The sequence below is a fragment of the Janthinobacterium sp. TPC_1 genome, assembly GCF_056037845.1.
Window position 1 is genome coordinate 707,121 of sequence record NZ_CP195157.1, and the last position, 18,906, is coordinate 726,026.

The following is an 18,906-nucleotide window of genomic DNA, read 5'->3' on the forward strand; positions in this document are numbered from 1 at the left end:
TTTGTCAGGTGTCAGAACAACCAATCAATCCGGCGCTAAAACTCAGCGGTGGGTCACCAGTGTGGTCGGCAGGCTGTGCAGGTAAGCGGCCAGATCCTTGATGTCCTGGTTGCTCAGCGGTTTCACCTGGCCCGTCATGATGGCGTTGTTGCGGCCATTGGCCTTGTCGCCCCGTTTATACGCCGTCAAGGCGTGTTCCAGGTAATCCTTGTGCTGGCCTGCCAGTTTCGGGTAGGACGGGTCGATGGGCGAACCGTAATCCTTGCCGTGGCAGGTGGCGCAGCTGTATTTTTCGGCCAGGGCCTTGCCCGTGTTGATATTGCCGGCGGCGCTGGCGGAAAACGAGACGGTGGCGCAAACGAGGGCGGCGAGTAATTTTGTCATCTGGCTGGTCCTCAGTTCGGCTTGGCTTGTTGCGCATAATACGCGGCGACATCGGCGATATCCTGGTCGGACAGGCTGCTGGCGATGCCCTTCATGCTGGGGTGCTTGCGGTCGCCCTTCTTGTAGGCTTGCAGCGCATTCTCGATATATTTTGCCGGCTGGCCGCCGATCATCGGCACCTGGAACACTTCGGGGAAGGTCGCCTTGTAACCGGGGATGCCGTGGCAGCCGATACACATTTCCACCTTGGCAGGGGCTGCCTTGGCGTTTCCTACAATGTCAGCCGCTGTGACGGCATTTGCTATGCCGGCAAGCACGAGAAGTGCAAATATTTTTTTCATAGTGGCAATGTGAACAAAGGTAATCGGAGAAACGCCAGAGCTGGTTTTTATTGATTTTATGTGTTGACAATTAAGGTTGACAATTAATCTGCTGCTTGCCGATTCTAGCCAAGATATTCTTGCAAGTCCACCTATAAAACCCGCATTGTAGGCAGGCAGGCACAGGCCGTCCGCGTGACGCTGCGCCACAGTTCTGTTTATACTCACCATTTCCCTACTTTGGCAGACCGCTCATGCAAGCACAGCCCCCCAGCAAGGCCAACGCTTCGAAGGTTCCGACAGCTATGTCGCCACCGCCGACCTGAAACTGGCCGTGAATGCGGCGCTGACCCTGCAACGCCCTCTGCTGATCAAGGGTGAGCCGGGCACGGGCAAGACCATGCTGGCCGAAGAAGTGGCCGCCGCGCTGAACATGCCGCTGATGCAATGGCATATCAAATCGACCACCAAGGCGCAGCAGGGCCTGTACGAATACGACGCCGTGTCGCGGCTGCGCGATTCGCAGCTGGGCGACGAGCGCGTGCGCGACATCCAGAACTACATCGTCAAGGGCGTGCTGTGGCAGGCATTCACGGCACCCGAGCCGGTGGTGCTCTTGATCGACGAGATCGACAAGGCCGACATCGAATTCCCGAACGACCTGCTGCGCGAACTGGACCGCATGGAATTCTATGTGTATGAGACGCGTGAAATGGTCACGGCGCGCCATCGTCCGCTCGTCATCATCACCTCGAACAACGAAAAGGAATTGCCGGATGCCTTCCTGCGCCGCTGCTTCTTCCATTACATCAAATTCCCGGACAAGGACACGATGGAGCAGATCGTCGCCGTCCACTACCCGCACCTGAAACAGGAATTGCTGGCGCAGGCGCTGCAAACCTTCTATGAGGTGCGCGACGTGCCGGGCCTGAAGAAAAAGCCGTCGACGTCGGAATTTCTCGACTGGCTCAAGCTCCTGCTGGCCGAAGACATCCCTGCCGAGGCGCTACGCAGCAAGGATAATAAAGCCGTCGTGCCGCCGCTGCACGGCGCGCTGCTGAAAAACGAGCAGGACGTGCACCTGTTCGAGCGCCTGATGTTCATGTCGCGCACCAACCGCTAAGGAGCGCCGGTGAACGACATCAGCCCGGACAAGGTCTTCGTCCCCCTGGAACTGCACGGCATCCGCCTCGAAGCCTTGGCGCCGCACCACGCGCCCGGCCTGCGTGCGGCGGCCATGGATGGCGAACTGTGGAATCTGCGCGTCACCTCCTCCGTGCCCGAGCCGGACCAGGTAGATCAGTACATTTTCAAGGGCATCGAGATGCGCCCTTCGCGCTTTGCCTTTGCCGTCATCGACGCGGCCAGCGGCGAGGTGCTCGGCACCACCAGCTACCACGACGTGGTGCCGGCCATCGGACGCCTGGAAATCGGCTACACCTGGTACGCGAAGCGCTGCCAGCGCAGCCACGTCAACACCACCTGCAAATTGCTGCTGCTGGCGCACGCCTTCGACACGCTCGGCTGCGCGCTGGTGGGCCTGCGCACCGACAATTTCAACCACGCCTCGCAGGCGGCCATTGAGCGCCTGGGCGCGAAAAAGGATGGCGTGCTGCGCCACCATGCGCTGCGCCGCGACGGCACCGTGCGCGACACGGTCATGTACAGCATCACGCGCGGCGAGTGGCCGGAAATCGCCGCCCATTTGCGCTACAAGCTGGCGCAGCGCCCCATCGCCGCACTGCCACGCGCGGGAGAACCCGCGCCATGCTGATCTGATCGATTTCTTCTTCACGCTCAAGGATGCGAAGATTCCCGTCTCGATCAAGGAATTTCTGACGCTTCTGGAGGCGCTGCAAAAGAACGTCATCGACGCCTCGATGGACGATTTCTACTATCTGGCGCGTTTGACCCTGGTCAAGGATGAGGCCCATTTCGACAAGTTCGACCGCGCCTTTGCCCAGTACTTCAAGGGCGTCAACGCGGCTTTCGACACGAACGCGGCGATTCCCCTCGACTGGCTGCTCAAACGCATGCAGCGCGAGCTGTCCGAAGAGCAAAAGGCACAGCTGGAAAAATTCGGCTACGACAAGCTGATTGACCGTCTGAACGAGCTGCTGAAGGAACAGAAGGAGCGCCACGAGGGCGGCAGCAAGTGGATCGGCACGGGCGGCACCTCGCCGTTCGGCAATGGCGGCACGAACCCGGAAGGCATCCGCATCGGCGGCAAGGGCGGCAACCGCACGGCCGTGAAAGTGTGGGAAGCGCGCAGCTACAAGGATTACGACGGCGAGCGCGAACTCGGCACGCGCAACATCAAGGTGGCCTTGCGCCGCCTGCGCAAGTTCGCGCGCGAAGGCGCGGAAGATGAGCTGGCGCTCGACGCCACCATCGCCGCCACGGCCAATAACGCGGGCTACCTGGACATCAGGATGCGGCCCGAGCGCAAGAACCGCATCAAGGTGCTGATGCTGTTTGATGTGGGCGGCAGCATGGACGACCATATCGAACGCACCGAGGAACTGTTCTCGGCGGCGAAGACGGAATTCAAGAACATGGAATTCTTTTACTTCCATAACTGCGTCTACGACTACCTGTGGAAGAACAACCGGCGCCGCAACGCCGAGCGTTTTCCCACCTGGGACGTGCTGCGCAAATACCCGCCCGACACCAAGCTGATTTTCGTCGGCGACGCCACCATGAGCCCCTACGAAATCCTGCAGCCGGGCGGCAGCGTCGAATACAACAACGAGGAAGCGGGATCGGGATCGGCGTGGCTGGCGCGCTTTACCCAGGCGTTCCCGAAATTCATCTGGCTCAATCCCGAAGCGGAAGGCTTATGGCAGTACCGCCAGTCGATCGGCGTGATGCGGCAGTTGATGAACAACCGCATGTTCCCCCTGTCGATCGACGGGCTGGAACGGGGCATGCGTCTGCTCAGTAAATAAAAGCACGCAACAAAAAGTCCATGGCGGCAGGGGGCCGCCATGCCGTACACTGCGACACGGCACTACCGTGCGGAGCATCTCCGCCGCGGGCGGGTAGCATACGCCGATACCAGCCCTGCCCTACCCTGCTGCATCCCGTGCGCGGCCGCCATGACCGCGACACTGTTCGATTGCGCACATCGTGCGCCTTCTGCTCCGGTAGAATCGGCGCATCGCTCTGCGCAAACCATGCACCACCGCTGCACCACGACATTGCCGCGCCAGCCCCCGTGCTGCCGGCCGGTGCCAGCGCCATTTTCAAAGGAATGAGCATGCAAAGTCTGATCTCGATCGCCGCCGACCTGTCCTGGCCGTTCGCCATTACCCTGGCCTGGGTAGTGGGCGAATTCGGCCACCGCTGGACTGGCCTGCCGCGCATCAGTTTTTACGGCGTGATCGGTTTCGTCCTCGCGCAGACGCAGGTAGGCATCCTGCCGCAGACGGACGCCGGCCCCATGCTGGTGCTGGCCGACGTGGCCTTCGGCCTGATCCTGTTCGAGGTGGGCTACCGCATCAACCTGCGCTGGCTGAAGAACAATCCGTGGATCGCCGTCACGGGCCTGGTTGAATCCCTGCTGACCTTTGCCGTCGTCTACTTCATCGGCATCGAATTCGGCAGCACCTCGATGACGGCGCTGCTGCTGGCGTCCCTGGCCATGTCCACCTCGCCGGCCACCATCATGCGCGTCATCAACGAAGAACGCAGCTCGGGCCAGGTCACGGAACGCATCGTCCACCTCACCGCCCTGAACTGCGTGCTGGCCGTGTTCACGTTCAACATCATCGTGGCTTCTGGTTGTTCCAGAGTTCCACCGACCTGATCGAGGCGAGCAGCAGCAGCGCCGCCGTGCTGGCTGCCTCCGTGGCCGCCGGCACCGTCTTTGGCATCGTCGTGCCAGCCATGCTGCGCCGCCTGGGCAACATGGCGCAGGATGCCACCGTCGCCTTCGCGCTGTCGGTGATGCTGCTCGTCGCCCTGACCTACACCACCAGCCTGTCGCCGCTGCTGGCCACCCTCACCTTCGGCCTGGTGGCGCGCCACCGCAGGGTCGCCTTCAGCCAGGCGCAGCGCAATTTCGGCGCCATGGGCGAGCTGCTGACGGTGCTGCTGTTCGTGTATGCCGCCTCGACCCTGGAATGGGCCAGCGTGACGGCGGGCGCGGGCCTGGCCCTGGCCGTCGTCGGCGGACGCTTGCTGACGAAGGTTGCCGGCGTAGCCGCGTTTTCGCACGTCAGCGGCATTTCCTGGCGCAAGGGCGTGCTGACGGGCGTGGCCCTGACGCCCGTCTCCGTCTTCATCATCCTGCTGCTCGAACACGCGCGCCAGCACGGCGTGAACTTCGGCGACGAATTGAACGCCCTGGCCGCCATCACCCTGGGCCTGGAACTGGTCGGCCCCGTGCTGGTGCAGCGCGTGCTGATGCTGGCCAAAGAAACCCACGAAATCAAGGAGCGCTAAATGCCGCTGGAACCCTTTGGCCAATCGGCCGCGCTGACCTTCGGCGTCGAACTCGAACTGCAACTGGTAAACCTGTCGGACTATGACCTGACGGCCGCCAGCCCCGACCTGCTGCACCTGCTGAATAAAAAGCCGTTCCCCGGCAACGTCACGCCGGAAATCACCGAGAGCATGATCGAGATCAACTCGAGCGTGCACACGCACCATGGCCCCCTGCTGGAGCAGCTGCAGGAAATCCGCGACACCTTGATCACGGCCGGCGACAAGCTCAACATCGGCATCGCGGGCGGCGGCACGCACCCGTTCCAGCAATGGTCGTCGCAAAAATCTTTTCCAAGCCCCGCTTCCAGGAGATTTCGGAACTGTACGGCTACCTGGCCAAGCAGTTCACCATCTTCGGCCAGCACGTGCACATCGGCTGCGCCTCGGGCGACGACGCCATGTTCCTGCTGCATTCGCTGAACCGCTACATCCCCCACTTCATCGCCCTGTCGGCTTCCTCGCCCTATGTGCAGGGGCGCGACACCCTGTTCGATTCGGCCCGTTTGAATTCCGTGTTCGCGTTCCCCATGAGCGGGCGCGCGCCGTTTACGCTAAGCTGGGACCAGTTCTCCAACGAGTATTTCGCCAAGATGGAGAACACGGGCATCATCAAGAGCATGAAGGATTTTTACTGGGACATCCGTCCCAAGCCGGAATTCGGTACCATCGAACTACGCGTGTGCGACACGCCGCTGACGGTGGAGCGGGCCGCGGCCCTGGCCGCCTACCTGCAAGCGCTGTGCCGCTACCTGCTCGAACGCCGCGAAACCCCGCCCGCGGAAGACGATTACCTCGTATATAACTACAACCGCTTCCAGGCCTGTCGCTTCGGCCTCGATGGCGCCATCACGCATCCAAAAACCTACGAAACGATGTCGCTGCGCGAAGACATCATGACCACCCTGCGCAAGATGGAACCGCACGCCGAGGCGCTGGGCAGCACGCCAGCCCTGAAACACCTGTCGGACGTGGCCAAGCAGTGGAGCGACGCGCAATACCTGCGCAAGCAGCACAGCCTGCAGGGCAGCGCCGAGGGCATGGTCGATTCGGCCATCCGATGTTTTCGCGGTGAACCGATGAATTACTGAGGATGCCTGGCCAAACCTGCTGCGCGTCGGTTTTGCCAGTCATCGTGATTTTTACCCCAACAACGCAACCCCAAAAAAAACCACACCCCATCTCCCCGTCATTTACAGCTCCCTCTCCCGCTTGCTACAATGAGAATGATTCTTATTATTATTTAAAAACGCAAAGGGAATGCGATGCCGCTGGCAGAGCCGCTACAACGCCAGGACATCGCGACACTGTATGCCGACCACCACGGCTGGCTGCAGGGCTGGCTGCGCAAGAAGCTGGGCAGCACGGCGTGCGCGGCCGATGTGGCGCAGGACACCTTCCTGCGCCTGCTCGACCGCGAAGACGCCGTCGCCGCGCGCGAGCCGCGCGCCTTTCTCGCTACCGTGGCGCAGCGCGTGCTGTTCAACCATTACCGTCGCCAGAAGCTGGAACAGGCTTATCTGGACGTGCTGACACAGCTGCCGCCCCTGCACACACCATCGCCCGAGGAACGCGCGCTGCTGTTGGCCACCGTGTTTGAACTCGACCGCATGCTCGACGGCTTACCGCCTCCCGTGAAACGGGCTTTTTTACTACGCCAGCTCGACGAACTGCCGCAGGAAGACATCGCGCGCCAGCTCGGCATCTCGCTGGCGACAGTCAAACGCCATCTGCAGCGGGCCGGCAGCGCCACGCAGGCGTGGCAGCAGCTGCAAATGCAGCACGAGCATCTGCCGCCCGCGGCGCACGCGAGCCTGCTGCGCGCCTGCGTGCAAGCCAACGCCCCGCGCCGCCATGCCGTCAAGACGCTGGCCCTGCTGCTGGCCTGCGGCGCCTCGCTGTACGCGTTCGAGCGCCGCAGCCCATGGCGCGGCTGGATGGCCGACTACCGCACGGGGGTCAACCAGCGCCGCGTCGTGACCCTCGATGACGGCACGCAGCTCACGCTCAATACCAATAGTGCCGTGAATATCGCTTACGACGGCGCGCAGCGCCGCATTCAACTGCTGGCAGGCGAAATCTTCATCGCCACCGGCAAGGACGCGGCGCAGCGGCCTTTCTTCGTCGGCACGCCGCATGGCAGCCTGCAGGCGCTGGGCACGCGCTTCACCGTGCGCCTGCACCAGCAATACGCCAGCGCCGGCGTGCTCGAAGGCGCCGTCGCCGTGCTGGCCGGCGATGGAGCACAGCGCCTGGTGCTGCATCCCGGCGAAGGCGCGCATTTCGACGGCACGAGCTGCCACCGCCAGGCGCTGGCGCCGTATGGCGGCGCCTGGCTCGATGGCATGCTGGTGGCGCGCGACATGCGCCTGGCCGATTTCCTCGCCGAGCTGTCGCGCTACAGCGAGCATCCGCTGGACTGTACGCCCGCCGTCGCCAACCTGCGCGTGTCCGGTTCCTACCCGCTGGCCGACGTGGGCGCCATCCTCGACGCCGTCAGCGCCAGCCTGCAACTGCGGCGCAATACCGTCACGCGCTTCTGGGGCCGGCAAATCGTCAGGATCGAACTGGCGGCGCACTGAAAAATATTTTCTGCAAAGTGAGCTGTTTCGCCGTGCTCGCGTGACTTGGTAGACAGGTAGTCTCCATCTTGCGCATCCACGAAAGGTTTTATTCCATGCACCACGCTTCGCGTTCCCTCCTTACCCGCACCGTCCTGGCCTGTGCCCTGTCGCAGATCGGCATGGCGCTGGCCCTGCCGGCGCCAGCCCTGGCACAAAGCCAGCAAGTGCGCGTCTATGGCATCCCGGCCGGCGCGCTGGGCGACGTGCTGACGCGCTTCGGCAGCGACAGCGCCATTTTATTGTCGTTCTCCAGCGACGCCACGCAAGGCTTGCGCAGCGCCGGCCTGCAAGGCAGCTATGGCGTACAAGACGGTTTCCGCGTGCTGCTGGCCGGCAGCGGCCTGCAAGCCGTGCCGCAGACGAACGGCGGCTACCTGCTGCAAAAGGTCCCCGCCAGCGCCAGCGCACCCACGGCGGACAGCCGTGGCGTGGCCGTCATGAGCGGCGTCACCGTGGTGGCGGCGGCCGAGCGCAACGCCGCCACCAGCGGCACGGGCAGCTATACGGGCGGACCCGCCAGCGGCGCCACGGGCCTGGCCCTGACGCAGCGCGAAACGCCGCAGTCGCTGACCATCGTCACGCGCCAGCAGATGGATGACCAGAACAGCAACGCCGTCTCCGACGTCATGAAAAACGTCAATGGCGTAAGCGTGCAAAACTACGACAGTGACCGCTGGAGCTTCCAGGCGCGCGGCTTTGACGTCACCAATTTCCAGTACGACGGCGTGTCGGCCATCTATGACGGCGTCTACGACTGGGGCACGACCAACAGCGACATGGCCATCTATGACCGCATCGAAGTGCTGAAAGGCGCAACGGGCCTGATGAGCGGCTCGGGCGACCCGTCGGCCACCGTCAACATGGTGCGCAAGCGCCCCACCGCCAGCTTCGAAGGTTCGGCGACCCTTGGCGCGGGATCGTGGGACAATTACCGGGGCGAGGCCGATGTCTCAGGCCCCCTGAACGACAGCCGCACGGTGCGCGGCCGCCTGGTGGGCGCCTACCAGGACAAGCACTCCTACCTGGACCGCTACACGCAGCAAAAAACCGTCGCCTACGGCATCATCGAGGCGGACCTGACACCCCTCACCCTGCTGACGGCCGGCTTCACGCACCAGGATTACAAGCCGCGCGGCTCCACCTGGACGGGCTTTCCCCTGTTGTTTTCCGACGGCACGCGCACGAACTTTCCCACTTCGTGGAATCCTGCCACCGACTGGAGCCGCCGCGACATGCAGAACACCACGCTGTTCTCGTCACTCGAACATACGTTCGCCAACGCGTGGAAGGTGAAATTGAGCGCCAACCAGTTGCGCAGCAAGCACGACAGCGTGCTCGGCTCGGCCAGCAGCGGCAATCCCGACCCCGTCACGGGCGAAGGCGCCTATTTCTTCATGGGCAAATACAAGGGCGACCGCCGCCAGACCACCGTCAACGTCGACGCCAGCGGCCCGTTTACCCTGTTCGGCCGCCAGCATGAAGCCATGCTGGGCTATTCTTCGTCGACGGCCAAGCAGGACGCCCCCGTCTACAAATCGGTCTATCCGCCCCTGGACGGCAGCTACTTCGACTGGCGCGGCCAGTATGCGGAGCCGGCGTTCGAACACCAGGGCAACGATGATGACAGCACGCGCCAGAGCGGCCTGTATGGCGCCGTGCGCCTGCGCCCGAGCGATGCGCTATCGGTGATCGTCGGCACGCGGATCAGCAACTACAAGATGGATCAGAAGCGCAGCTTATTCGACAATGCCACGCCCAGCCATACGCGCATGGACGAAAGCGGCGTCATCACGCCGTATGCGGGCGTCGTGTATGACCTCGACAAGACCTATTCCGTGTTCGGCAGCTACACGACCATCTTTGCGCCGCAAAGCAACCGCGACGTGAAGCGCAACTTCCTCGCACCCGTGCGCGGCAAGGGTGTGGAAGCGGGTGTGAAGGCGGAGTATCTCGACGGCAAGGTCAATGCCAGCGCGTCCCTGTTCCAGATCCGCCAGAGCAATGTGGCCAGCTCTGTGGGTGAAGTCAACGGCGAAGAAGCGTATAAAGCCATCGATGGCGTCACCAGCCGCGGCGTGGAAATGGAGGTGACAGGCGAGGTGCTGAAAGATGTGAAACTGAGCGCCGGCTACACGTATGCACATGTGCGCGACAAGGATGGCAAGGACGTGTTTTCCACCATGCTGCAAACCACGCAGCCGGCCCACCTGGCAAGAGTGCAAGGCAGCTGGCGCCTGCCAGCCAGCCTGGACAAAGTGACGGTGGGCGGCGGCCTGACCTGGCAAAGCAGTTTCCACGGCGAGGTCAGGAACCCTGCCGCCAACGACAATGCGCGCCTGCAGCAAGGCAGCTATGCACTGGTCAACCTGCTGGCCCGCTACGAGATCAGCAAGAACGTCACGGCCAGCCTAAACGTGAACAATCTGCTGGACAAGAAGTACTTGACGGGTCTGGGCCTGTTCGGAACAGGCTTCTACGGTGAACCGCGCAATGTGATGTTCACCGTGCGCACGAAGTTCTGACTAACTGCCATACAGCGCCAGCGCCCAGGCTGGCGGGTGCAATTCCAGCGCCAGCGACAGGTAAGCAGGGTCGAAGCGCGCCGCCAGCAGGTACACATTGGCGGCGCCCCTGGGCTCCCAATTCCCCGTAAAACCCTTTTCGCCGGCCGCCACGCGCTTGCGGTCGAAGGGCACGGCGCTTTTCGCGAATTCCTCGTGCGTTTTCCTGCCCTGCGCATACGGCGCCAGCCAGGCCAGCGCTTCGGCCAGGCGCCGCGCTTCCGGCGCGCCATACCAGTCGTCGCCATGCGCCTGCGCCATCAGGGCCGTCGTCAGCAGCGGCTCCAGGCTGTAGGTGGTGTAATGCAGCGCATCGCGCTGCTCGAAGTCGAAGGGCACGCCGCCGGCGCCGATATTGCGCGGCACGTGCGCCAGGAAGCGCTCCTTCGCGCGCGCGATCAGCAAGGCTTCGCCCGTGACATACGCGGCGGCCGTGCCGATCTTGATGCGGTGGCTGTGCCAGTTGTTGCGCGCCGTGGACGGGCCGCCCACCTTGACAGGATCACTCAAGTACCCGTGTGCCAGGGTGCGGCAAAACGCCTGCACCTGCTCGCGCTCGACGCCGCTCAAGCGTTCCTGTACCAGATCAAAGCCCATCAGCAGGCTGGCCAGCTCCGTCTCGTCGACGGGACTGAACGAGGGTGCATAGCCGCCGCTCCAGGCCAGCAACAGCTGGCGCGCCGCCTCGAAATGCGCCATCTCACCCGATAATCTCCAGGCCAGCGCCTGCAAGCGCGCCTGGCGCCAGTCCTCCTGCGCCTGCTGGCTGGTCTCGCGCCCGCCCTCGCCCTTCAGCAAGCCGCCCGTGCGTACTTCGGCCATCAGGTGCACGGGCCGCGCCGCATCCTTGTGCGCCGCCTTGAGCACCTGCTCGGCAATGGCCGGCGCCACCCGCGCCTTGAGCGTGCGTGCGCGCGCGGCGGACGTCAGCGCAAACGGCAGCGCACCCTCATGCGGGCGCGGCGCCGCGCGCAAGCTGGCCAGGGGCAGCGCCAGCAAGCCGGCCAGCACGGCGCGCCGGCGCATCAGGTGCGTGCTCAAAACCGCGTCTCCCGCGCCGCGCGCAAAAAGTTATCGAGGATGGGCGTGCAATCGAGCAGCTCGACGCCGCCACCCGCCGAATGGAATTCCGGGTGCCACTGCAAGCCCATGACGAAGCGGGCACGCTGGTAGCGGATGGCTTCGACGATGTTGTCCCCTTGCGAATACGCTTCCACGGTGACGTCGCGCCCCAGGTCCTTGACCGACTGGTGGTGGATGGAATTGACGAGCGCCTCGCCCGTCTTCGGGAACATGCCCGCCAGCGACGAGCCTTTCGGGAAGACGATGGTGTGGCGGTGGCGGTCATACAGGTCGTTGACGTGCGAGGTGGCGCCTGCCACGTCCGAGGCGATGTCCTGGTACAGGGTGCCGCCAAAGCCCACGTTGATCAGTTGGCAGCCGCGGCAAATGCCCAGCACGGGTTTGCCCGCGTCGACGAATTCGTGCAGCAGTTCCAGCTCGTACAGGTCGCGCGCGCGGTCGCCGTTCCATTCGGGGCGCGTGGCCGCCTCGGAATACGTCTGCGGCGAAACGTCGGCGCCGCCCTGCAGCACCAGGCCGTCCAGGTGGCGCGCATAGTGGCGCAGGGTGATGTTGCTCGGGTGTAGCTGGCCGCTGGTATTGACGGTCGGGATCATGAACACCAGCACGTCGCGCGACATGACCCACTGGGCGATCGACTCTTCCAGGTATTGCAGGTTCTTGCTGCGCAGGCCGGTGGCGCCCGGCTCCGGGTGGAAAATGCGCGCCGAGATGCCGATGCGCAGCGTGCGCCGCATGAAATCGCGGCTGGCCTTGTCGCGCATGGAACGGTAGCGCGACGAGATCACCCGCCAGGCCAGCGCCAGCGGCGTGTCGTTATCCTTCAGGTAGCGGGGGGCCGCGTCGTGCGCACGGTGCTCATCATCGGGCGCCCGGTGGCCCACCCGGTCGGGCCGCGATGGCGCTGCGGGATCGGTGGATGGGGGCTGCTGGGGATCTTTTTCGTCTGACATGGCAAGGCTGACTGAAAGCGGAGACGTTTTCAATATAAACCCCTGCCTCGGAAAGCACGATTCAATTTTGTAACAAAAGGCCACGCGGGGCATCCACGCAACACGTCCACGCCCGATGCATACAGCCCGTTTACGCTGACGGCCCCGCTTTTTAGAGAATCTTTACGCCCCCGCTGCTAATCTTGAACTTACCTCAACCACCGCTGCAAAGCCACCATGGAACCCCATTCACGCCTGCAAACGCATCAAGCGCATCAAGCACTGCCCCACCGTCATCCCCGCCTGCCCACCTTCCTCATGCATATCACGGTAGACAAGTCCTGCCTGGCCGAGCTGCGCCAGCTGGTCGTCAGGACCTGCGGCGGCATGCTGTCGTTCATGCGCATCGAGGCGGTCGACCATGCCGAACGCATGAAAGTCTGGCTGTGCGTGACGGAACCGGCCCTGCGCCTGACCATGGATGCCGTCATGCGCCTGCTGCCGGCGGCGGAATTTGGCCGCATCAGCCAGGGGAAATCGCTATGAACCAGTACTCCTGCGAGCAGGCGATGTCTTCCTCGCGCATCACCGCGCACTTCCAGGGCATCTGGGTGCCGATGGTCACGCCCTTCCTTGATGGCGATGGCGACATCGACTTCGACGCGGCCCAGCAGCTGGCGTGTGAGCTGGCCGCCAGCGGCATCGATGGCCTGGTGGTGTGCGGCACCACGGGCGAAGCGGCCATGCTGAGCGCCGCCGAACAGACCATGCTGCTCGACAGCGTGCTCGAAGCTGTCGGCCCCCGCTTTCCCGTCGTGATGGGCATCGGCGGCAGCGACACGCGCAGTGTCGTCGGCACCGTGCAACGCTACAACGACCATCCGCTGGCGGGCCTGCTGGTCTCGGCGCCCGCGTATGTGCGCCCGTCGCAGGACGGCATCGTGCGCCACTTCCAGGCCATCGCCGCCGCCACCGACCAGTCCATCGTGCTGTACAACGTGCCAGCGCGCACGGGCGTCAATATCGAACCGCAGACGGCCGCGCTGCTGGCGCGCGACTCGCACTTCGTCGCCATCAAGGAAGCGGGGGCGGAAGCTGCAGCAACTGGGCGAACTGCTGCTCGACACGCGCCTGGACGTGCTGTGCGGCGACGATGCGCTGCTGCTGGCCAGCCTGTCCATGGGCGGCCACGGCGCCATGTCGGCCGCCGCCCAGGTGCGGCCCGACCTGTATGCGCAGCTGTACCACCTCGTCAAGCATGGCCGCCACGGCGCCGCCGGCGCCCTGTTCAAGACCATGCTGCCCGTCATCCGCCTGCTGTTTGCCGAACCGAATCCCGCTCCCGTGAAAGCGGCGCTGGCCATGCAGGGCAAGGTGCGCGACGCATTGCGCCTGCCGATGACGCCCATGTCCGCCGCCGGCCAGGCCGTCCTGGCCGCGGCGCTCGAACCCCTGATGGAATTGCCCGTCTGGACCGTCAGCGACAGGGATGCGCCGCGCGAAGGCTGTCTGCTGCAGTTGGTCTCCCCCGCCAACATCATGCCAGCCGTGCGCCAAGATGATCATCGCCATCACGGATGAACGCGGGGGGATGGAGAAATCCATCCTGGCCGGACGGCTGGCCGCCTCGCGCGCGCTGGCCGGACGCAAGGTATTGCTGCTCGATGCCGATCCGCGCCAGGGCGCCATGGCGCAGGCCAGGAACCTGCACGACGGCGCCATGCACGGCAGCCTGACGCGGCCGCGCCTGATGGCGCGCGCCATCAGCGCCAAGGGCTTGCAGCCGGAGCTGGAACACCTGGTGCACTGCTACCACGACATCGTCATCGACAGCGAAGGCCGCGACTCCATGGGCAGCCGCTCGGCCCTGATCGCCGCGCGCGTGCTGGTGGTGCCGCTCGGCGGCGTCGCCGACGCCGGCGCGCAGGCTGGCCTGGCGCGCCGCATCGCGCACGCGCGCGGCGCCAATCCCGGCCTGCGCGTGCTGCTGGCAACGGACACGCAAGCGGCACTTGCCCACGCCCTGGCAGCGCAGATTCCGGCCGCGCGCGTGGTCGGCCTGGGACAGCTGTATTGCGCCGTTTTTAACCTGCCCGCTTAGCAACCTGCCCGCTTAAGCACGCAAAAAAGGCGGCGCATGCGCCGCCTCTCCTTTCAGTCAACTCAGTCCATTAAAACGTCTTGCTGACCGTCAGCTGCAGCGCCGTCTTGCCCATGAATTTGCCATTCACTGGCGAGGCATAGGCCGACTTGCCCGCGTTCGTGCCGATCACGGCCAGCGCGCCCGTAACAAACCCGAAATCGCGCGTGACGCCCACTTTCCAGTCCGTGTAGCTAGCCGCATCATTGTTTTTGACTTTCTGGTGGCCCGCATGCAGGTTGCCGGTCCAGCCGTTCGTCAGGTCGATGGTCGCGCCGATGTCCAGGTAGCCGCTGTTCTTGCTGTTGACGATGCCGAACAGGTTGGAGACGGAGTGCGAATACTTGACGTAGGCGGGGCCATACGACAGCTGGCCGTAGACTTCCTGCGTGTCCGCGTTGGCCAGACCGATATTCTTCAAGCCGTTGTCCGCATACACGTAAGCGAGCACACGTCATAGCCGATATCACCGCCCAACTGGCCGCGCTTGCCCGCATACAGATCGACTTCCACGTCGCCGCTGCCGCCCGCATCCTTGGTCCACTTGATGGTCGAGGCCCAGGCGCCCGCATACAGGCCCGTCGGGTTGTTGACGTAATCGACGCCGCCCTGCAGCGCGGGTTTCAAACGCGTCTGCGAGATGCCGCGATAGCGGTAGTCGGACACGCCGGCCACGTTGAAACTGACTTCGTTGTCGGGCTTGGCCTCATCCGCGTGGGCCAGGCTGCCCGTCAAGGCGGTCGCAACGGCAAGTGCAAGTAGCATTTTATTCATGGTTTTTTCTTCTTCATGGGTGGTATGGGCCTTTGCCAACATGGCGCAGCTGGCCCGCCGCTGCAAAAATTCGCTGCAAAAATTTAAAGTAAAGCGTCCCCCCGGCGCGCGCGGCGCCTGTTTTCAAACAGGGGAAATAACAGGTATTAGAGCGGCAGCAGCAGCCGGTAGCCGACGGCCGTTTCCGTCAGCAGATACTGCGGCTGGGCCGGATCGGCTTCCAGCTTCTGGCGCAGATGCCCCATGTAGATGCGCAGGTAGTGGCCGTTTTCGCTGTTCGACGGCCCCCACACTTCGCGCAGCAGCTGCGGATTGGTGACCACCCTGCCCGCATTCTTCACGAGCACCGACAGCAGGCGAAATTCCGTCGGTGTCATGTGCACCAGCTGCTTGTTGCGCGTCACCAGGCGGTCCTTCAGGTCGACGCGCACGTCGCCGAACTGCACCACGCCATCGTCGCTGGCCGCGGGCTGGCGCTGGCGGCGCAGGGTGGCGCGCACGCGGGCCAGCAACTCGCCCACGCCGAACGGCTTGGTCAGATAATCGTCGGCGCCCGCGTCGAGCGCGCGGATCTTGTCCTGCTCGTCGACCCGCGCCGACAGCACGATGATGGGCACGGCCGACCATTTTCGGATGTCGGCGATGAAGTCGATGCCGTCGCCGTCGGGCAGGCCAGGTCCAGCACGATCAGGTCGGGCCGCCGCGTGCCGGCATCGATCAAGCCCCGCTGCATGGTGGCGGACTCGAAAATCTGCCAGCCCTCGTCTTCCAGCGCGGCGCGCACGAAGCGGCGGATTTGCGGTTCATCCTCGACCAGCAAGGCGGTAGCGGAAGGTTCGTTCATGATGGTTTTCCTGTTTCATTTACGTTGGCGTCGTCCAGCTCCGCTTCCGGCAAGGCCGGCGGCGTACCCAGGGGCAGGCTGAAGACGATGGCGGCGCCCTGTCCCGGCGCGTGCGGCTGCGCGTGGATGGTGCCGCCGTGGGCTTCGACGATGGCGCGGCAAATGGCCAGCCCCAGGCCGACGCCCGGCTTGTTCGATTCGCGCTCGCCGCGCGTGAATTTTTCAAAGATGGCTTCTTCGCGGCCGGGCGGCAAGCCCGGGCCATCGTCAAGCACCTTCACCTGCAGGAACTGGCCGTGCACCCCGGCCGCGACCTTGATGGTGCTGCCCGGCGGCGTGTACTTGGCCGCGTTTTCCAGCAGGTTGCACAGCACGCGTTCGATCAGCACGGCGTCGTAGCGCACCAGCGGCAAGTCCGGCGCCAGCTGCGTCTGCACGGCATGCTGCTGCAATTGCGGGCCGCTGGCGCGCAGCGCGCTGCCCACCACTTCTTCCAGCGCCTGCCATTGCAGGTTCAGGCGCACCTGCCCGCTTTCGATGCGCGCCATGTCCAGCAAGTTCGCCACCAGAGCGCTCATGCGCACGGTTTCGGACTGCAGCGAGCGCGCCATGTCCAGCTGCGCGGGCGACAGCGCAGGCCGGGACAGGGCCAGCGATTCGGCCAGGCCCACCAGCGACGTCAAGGGCGTGCGCAAGTCGTGCGACAGGGCCGCCAGCAGCGAATTGCGCAGCCGCTCGGACTCCATCTGCAGCAGCGCGCCTTGCGCCACGTCGATGTAGTGCACGCGTTCGAGGGCGATGGCCGCCAGGGCGGCAAAGGTATCGAGGTGCTGGCGCTGCTCCGGCACCAGCAGCCAGCGCCCGTGCTGGGCAGCCTCCAGCGGCAGCAGCGCCAGCACGCCCCGCGTGCGCATCGGCGCGATCAGCGGCAGGTAGAAAATGGGCGACGCCGGCAAGGTATCCGTGCTCGTCCCCGCCGCCTGGGCATGGTCGAAGGCCCACTGCGCGATGCCGATATCGAGCGGCTCGCCGCCGTTCGGGGCCTGCAAGCTGCCCTCGTCATCGGGCAGCAGCAAGGTGGCGCGCGCGCGGAACGCCCGTTCGATGGCGCTTTTCGTGATGTCGAAAATCTGCTCCGTCTGCAGCACGCCGGACAATTCGCGCGAAAACTCATACAGGGCTCGGGCACGCGCTTCGCGATGCGAAGCCACGCGCGCCTGGAAGCGTAGGCCGGCCGTCAGGTGGCCCGTGATCAAACCCACGGCCAGCATCACGCCAAAGGTGATCACATACTGGAAATCGCCGACGGCAAACGAGAACCGCGGCGGCACGAAGATGAAATCGAAGCTGGCCACGCCCACCAGGCTGGCCAATGCCGCCGGCCCGCGTCCCAGGCGCACGGCCAGCAGCACCACCGTCAGCAAGGACAGCATGGCGATGTTGGCCAGGTCAAGATAAGGCTGCAGCGGCACCGAGGCGAGGGCCGTGCCCAGGCTGGCGCCGGCGGCCAGGATGTAGCGCCAATGACGCGATGGCCGGCGCGGCGCCTCCTCGTCTTCGCCCGCCGCGCGCCGGGGCGCCGCATCGGCAGGCGGCAAGCCCACCTCGATCAAATCGATATCGGGCGCCAGGCTGGCCATGCGCGCGGCCGGCGGCGCCTGCCACAGGCGCGCCAGCGCACCGCAGTTGGCACGGCCGCGGCCACGGCCCACGATGACTTTCGAGATATTCGCGCCGCGCGCATACTCGACCACTGCGCCGGCGATGTCGGCGGACGGCACGATGGCCGTGCGCGCGCCCAGGTCCTGCGCCAGTTTCAGGGTTTTCAGGATGCGTTCGCGCTGGCCCGCCGGCAAGCGCTGCAAACGCGGCGTTTCCACGTACAGCGCGTGCCATTCCGCGTTCAGCTGGCTGGCCAGGCGCGCCGTGCTGCGGATCACGTGCTCGCCCCCCGCGTGCGGTCCCACGCAGGCCAGCAGCGCGGCCCCCGTCTTCCACACGGGATTGATGGATTTTTCGACGCGGTAGGCCTGCACGTCATCCTGGATCCGGTCCGCCGTGCGGCGCAAGGCCAGTTCACGCAGGGCGATCAGGTTACCCTTGCGGAAAAAGTGCTGCGATGCCCGTTCGGCCTGCTGCGGCTGATACACTTTGCCCTGCTTCAGGCGGCGCAGCAGTTCATCGGCGGGGATATCGACCAGCACCACTTCATCGGCACGGTCGAACACCGTGTCGGGCAGGGTCTCGGCCACACGCACGCCGGTGATCCCGCCCACCACGTCGTTCAGGCTTTCCAGGTGCTGCACGTTCACGGTCGACAGCACGTCGATGCCTGCCTGCCGCCAGCAATTCCTCGACGTCCTGCCAGCGCTTCGGATGGCGCGAACCGGCCACGTTCGAATGGGCCAGTTCATCCATCAGTATCAGCGGCGGCGCGCGGCGCAGGGCCTCGTCCAGGTCGAACTCGTACAGGGTCTTGCCCCGGTACTCGATGGCCTTCAGGGGCAGCACGGGCAAGCCGTCCAGCTGGGCTGCCGTATCCTGGCGCCCATGCGTCTCCACCACGCCCACCAGCAAGTCCTGGCCATCGGCCAGCAATTTGCGCGCGGCCGCCAGCATCGCATACGTCTTGCCGACGCCAGCCGAGGCGCCAAAATAAATGCGCAGCCGGCCGCGCGCGGCTTTCTGTTCCTGCGCCTGCACTTGCGCCAGCAGGGCATCAGGGTCGGGGCGTTGGCTGTCGTTGGGGAGCATGGGTA

At 64.7% G+C, this 18,906-nt stretch carries 14 protein-coding genes and 6 pseudogenes; 13 read left to right on the forward strand and 7 right to left on the reverse strand.

The genetic code is table 11. The features are described 5' to 3' along the window. Nucleotides 1–42 precede the first annotated feature (42 nt). Nucleotides 43–384 (reverse strand): c-type cytochrome, encoded by a 342-nt coding sequence (locus tag ACQVLG_RS03475; RefSeq protein WP_474292851.1) that lies wholly within the window; start codon nt 382–384, stop codon nt 43–45. Nucleotides 385–395: 11 nt separating this feature from the next. After that, on the reverse strand, nt 396–725 hold the full coding sequence (locus tag ACQVLG_RS03480; protein ID WP_046684254.1) for a c-type cytochrome: 330 nt from the start codon (nt 723–725) through the stop codon (nt 396–398). 208 nt (nt 726–933) lie between these two features. Between ACQVLG_RS03480 and ACQVLG_RS03485 the strand changes: the two genes are divergently transcribed. From ACQVLG_RS03485 to ACQVLG_RS03525, 9 genes and pseudogenes are all read left to right on the forward strand, one after another. After that, complete coding sequence (locus ACQVLG_RS03485) at nt 934–1,827, forward strand: AAA family ATPase (RefSeq protein WP_474295522.1); 894 nt, start codon at nt 934–936, stop codon at nt 1,825–1,827. Between the two features lie 9 nt (nt 1,828–1,836). Continuing rightward, entirely contained in the window at nt 1,837–2,478 is a 642-nt protein-coding gene (locus tag ACQVLG_RS03490; protein ID WP_474292852.1) for a GNAT family N-acetyltransferase, read from the forward strand. A gap of 79 nt (nt 2,479–2,557) precedes the next feature. Then, nucleotides 2,558–3,652 carry a vWA domain-containing protein gene (locus ACQVLG_RS03495; RefSeq protein ID WP_474295524.1) on the forward strand — a complete coding sequence of 365 codons (1,095 nt, stop codon included), beginning with the start codon at nt 2,558–2,560 and terminating at the stop codon, nt 3,650–3,652. A 311-nt stretch (nt 3,653–3,963) separates the two neighbouring features. Beyond that, nucleotides 3,964–4,512 carry a cation:proton antiporter gene (locus tag ACQVLG_RS03500; RefSeq protein WP_474292853.1) on the forward strand — a complete coding sequence of 183 codons (549 nt, stop codon included), beginning with the start codon at nt 3,964–3,966 and terminating at the stop codon, nt 4,510–4,512. Then, nucleotides 4,488–5,150 carry a cation:proton antiporter domain-containing protein gene (locus ACQVLG_RS03505; RefSeq protein ID WP_474292854.1) on the forward strand — a complete coding sequence of 221 codons (663 nt, stop codon included), beginning with the start codon at nt 4,488–4,490 and terminating at the stop codon, nt 5,148–5,150. Before ACQVLG_RS03500 ends, ACQVLG_RS03505 begins: the two co-directional genes overlap by 25 nt. Continuing rightward, nucleotides 5,151–6,280: pseudogene (locus ACQVLG_RS03510) on the forward strand (YbdK family carboxylate-amine ligase). A gap of 174 nt (nt 6,281–6,454) precedes the next feature. Beyond that, nucleotides 6,455–6,937: pseudogene (locus tag ACQVLG_RS03515) on the forward strand (sigma-70 family RNA polymerase sigma factor); the annotation flags it as partial. 189 nt (nt 6,938–7,126) lie between these two features. Then, nucleotides 7,127–7,771 carry a FecR family protein gene (locus ACQVLG_RS03520; RefSeq protein ID WP_474295526.1) on the forward strand — a complete coding sequence of 215 codons (645 nt, stop codon included), beginning with the start codon at nt 7,127–7,129 and terminating at the stop codon, nt 7,769–7,771. A gap of 95 nt (nt 7,772–7,866) precedes the next feature. Beyond that, complete coding sequence (locus ACQVLG_RS03525) at nt 7,867–10,335, forward strand: TonB-dependent siderophore receptor (protein WP_474292855.1); 2,469 nt, start codon at nt 7,867–7,869, stop codon at nt 10,333–10,335. Here ACQVLG_RS03525 and ACQVLG_RS03530 read toward each other — a convergent pair whose 3' ends face one another. Together ACQVLG_RS03530 and ACQVLG_RS03535 are read right to left on the reverse strand one after the other, a co-directional pair. Beyond that, nucleotides 10,336–11,415 (reverse strand): alginate lyase family protein, encoded by a 1,080-nt coding sequence (locus ACQVLG_RS03530; RefSeq protein ID WP_474292856.1) that lies wholly within the window; start codon nt 11,413–11,415, stop codon nt 10,336–10,338. After that, nucleotides 11,412–12,410 carry a gamma-glutamyl-gamma-aminobutyrate hydrolase family protein gene (locus tag ACQVLG_RS03535; protein WP_474292857.1) on the reverse strand — a complete coding sequence of 333 codons (999 nt, stop codon included), beginning with the start codon at nt 12,408–12,410 and terminating at the stop codon, nt 11,412–11,414. The genes ACQVLG_RS03530 and ACQVLG_RS03535 overlap by 4 nt, the downstream gene beginning before the upstream one ends. 297 nt (nt 12,411–12,707) lie before the next feature. Between ACQVLG_RS03535 and ACQVLG_RS03540 the strand changes: the two genes are divergently transcribed. The 4 genes and pseudogenes from ACQVLG_RS03540 (at nt 12,708) to ACQVLG_RS03555 (ending at nt 14,490) form a co-directional block, all read left to right on the forward strand. Beyond that, nucleotides 12,708–12,935, forward strand: coding sequence for a hypothetical protein (locus tag ACQVLG_RS03540; RefSeq protein WP_474292858.1), 228 nt, complete (start codon nt 12,708–12,710; stop codon nt 12,933–12,935). Nucleotides 12,936–13,006: 71 nt separating this feature from the next. Further along, nucleotides 13,007–13,423, forward strand: a pseudogene (locus tag ACQVLG_RS03545) (dihydrodipicolinate synthase family protein); the annotation flags it as partial. A 145-nt stretch (nt 13,424–13,568) separates the two neighbouring features. Then, nucleotides 13,569–13,970, forward strand: coding sequence for a dihydrodipicolinate synthase family protein (locus ACQVLG_RS03550; RefSeq protein ID WP_474295528.1), 402 nt, complete (start codon nt 13,569–13,571; stop codon nt 13,968–13,970). Beyond that, nucleotides 13,948–14,490: a division plane positioning ATPase MipZ gene (locus ACQVLG_RS03555; RefSeq protein ID WP_474292859.1), complete on the forward strand. Its 543-nt coding sequence runs from the start codon at nt 13,948–13,950 to the stop codon at nt 14,488–14,490. Before ACQVLG_RS03550 ends, ACQVLG_RS03555 begins: the two co-directional genes overlap by 23 nt. 70 nt (nt 14,491–14,560) lie before the next feature. Here ACQVLG_RS03555 and ACQVLG_RS03560 read toward each other — a convergent pair. From ACQVLG_RS03560 to ACQVLG_RS03570, 3 pseudogenes are all read right to left on the reverse strand, one after another. Continuing rightward, a pseudogene (locus tag ACQVLG_RS03560) lies at nt 14,561–15,303 on the reverse strand (TorF family putative porin). A gap of 146 nt (nt 15,304–15,449) precedes the next feature. Beyond that, a pseudogene (kdpE, locus tag ACQVLG_RS03565) lies at nt 15,450–16,147 on the reverse strand (two-component system response regulator KdpE). Beyond that, nucleotides 16,144–18,901 (reverse strand): annotated as a pseudogene (locus ACQVLG_RS03570) (DUF4118 domain-containing protein). Before ACQVLG_RS03570 ends, kdpE begins: the two co-directional pseudogenes overlap by 4 nt. Between the last annotated feature and the right edge of the window lie 5 nt (nt 18,902–18,906).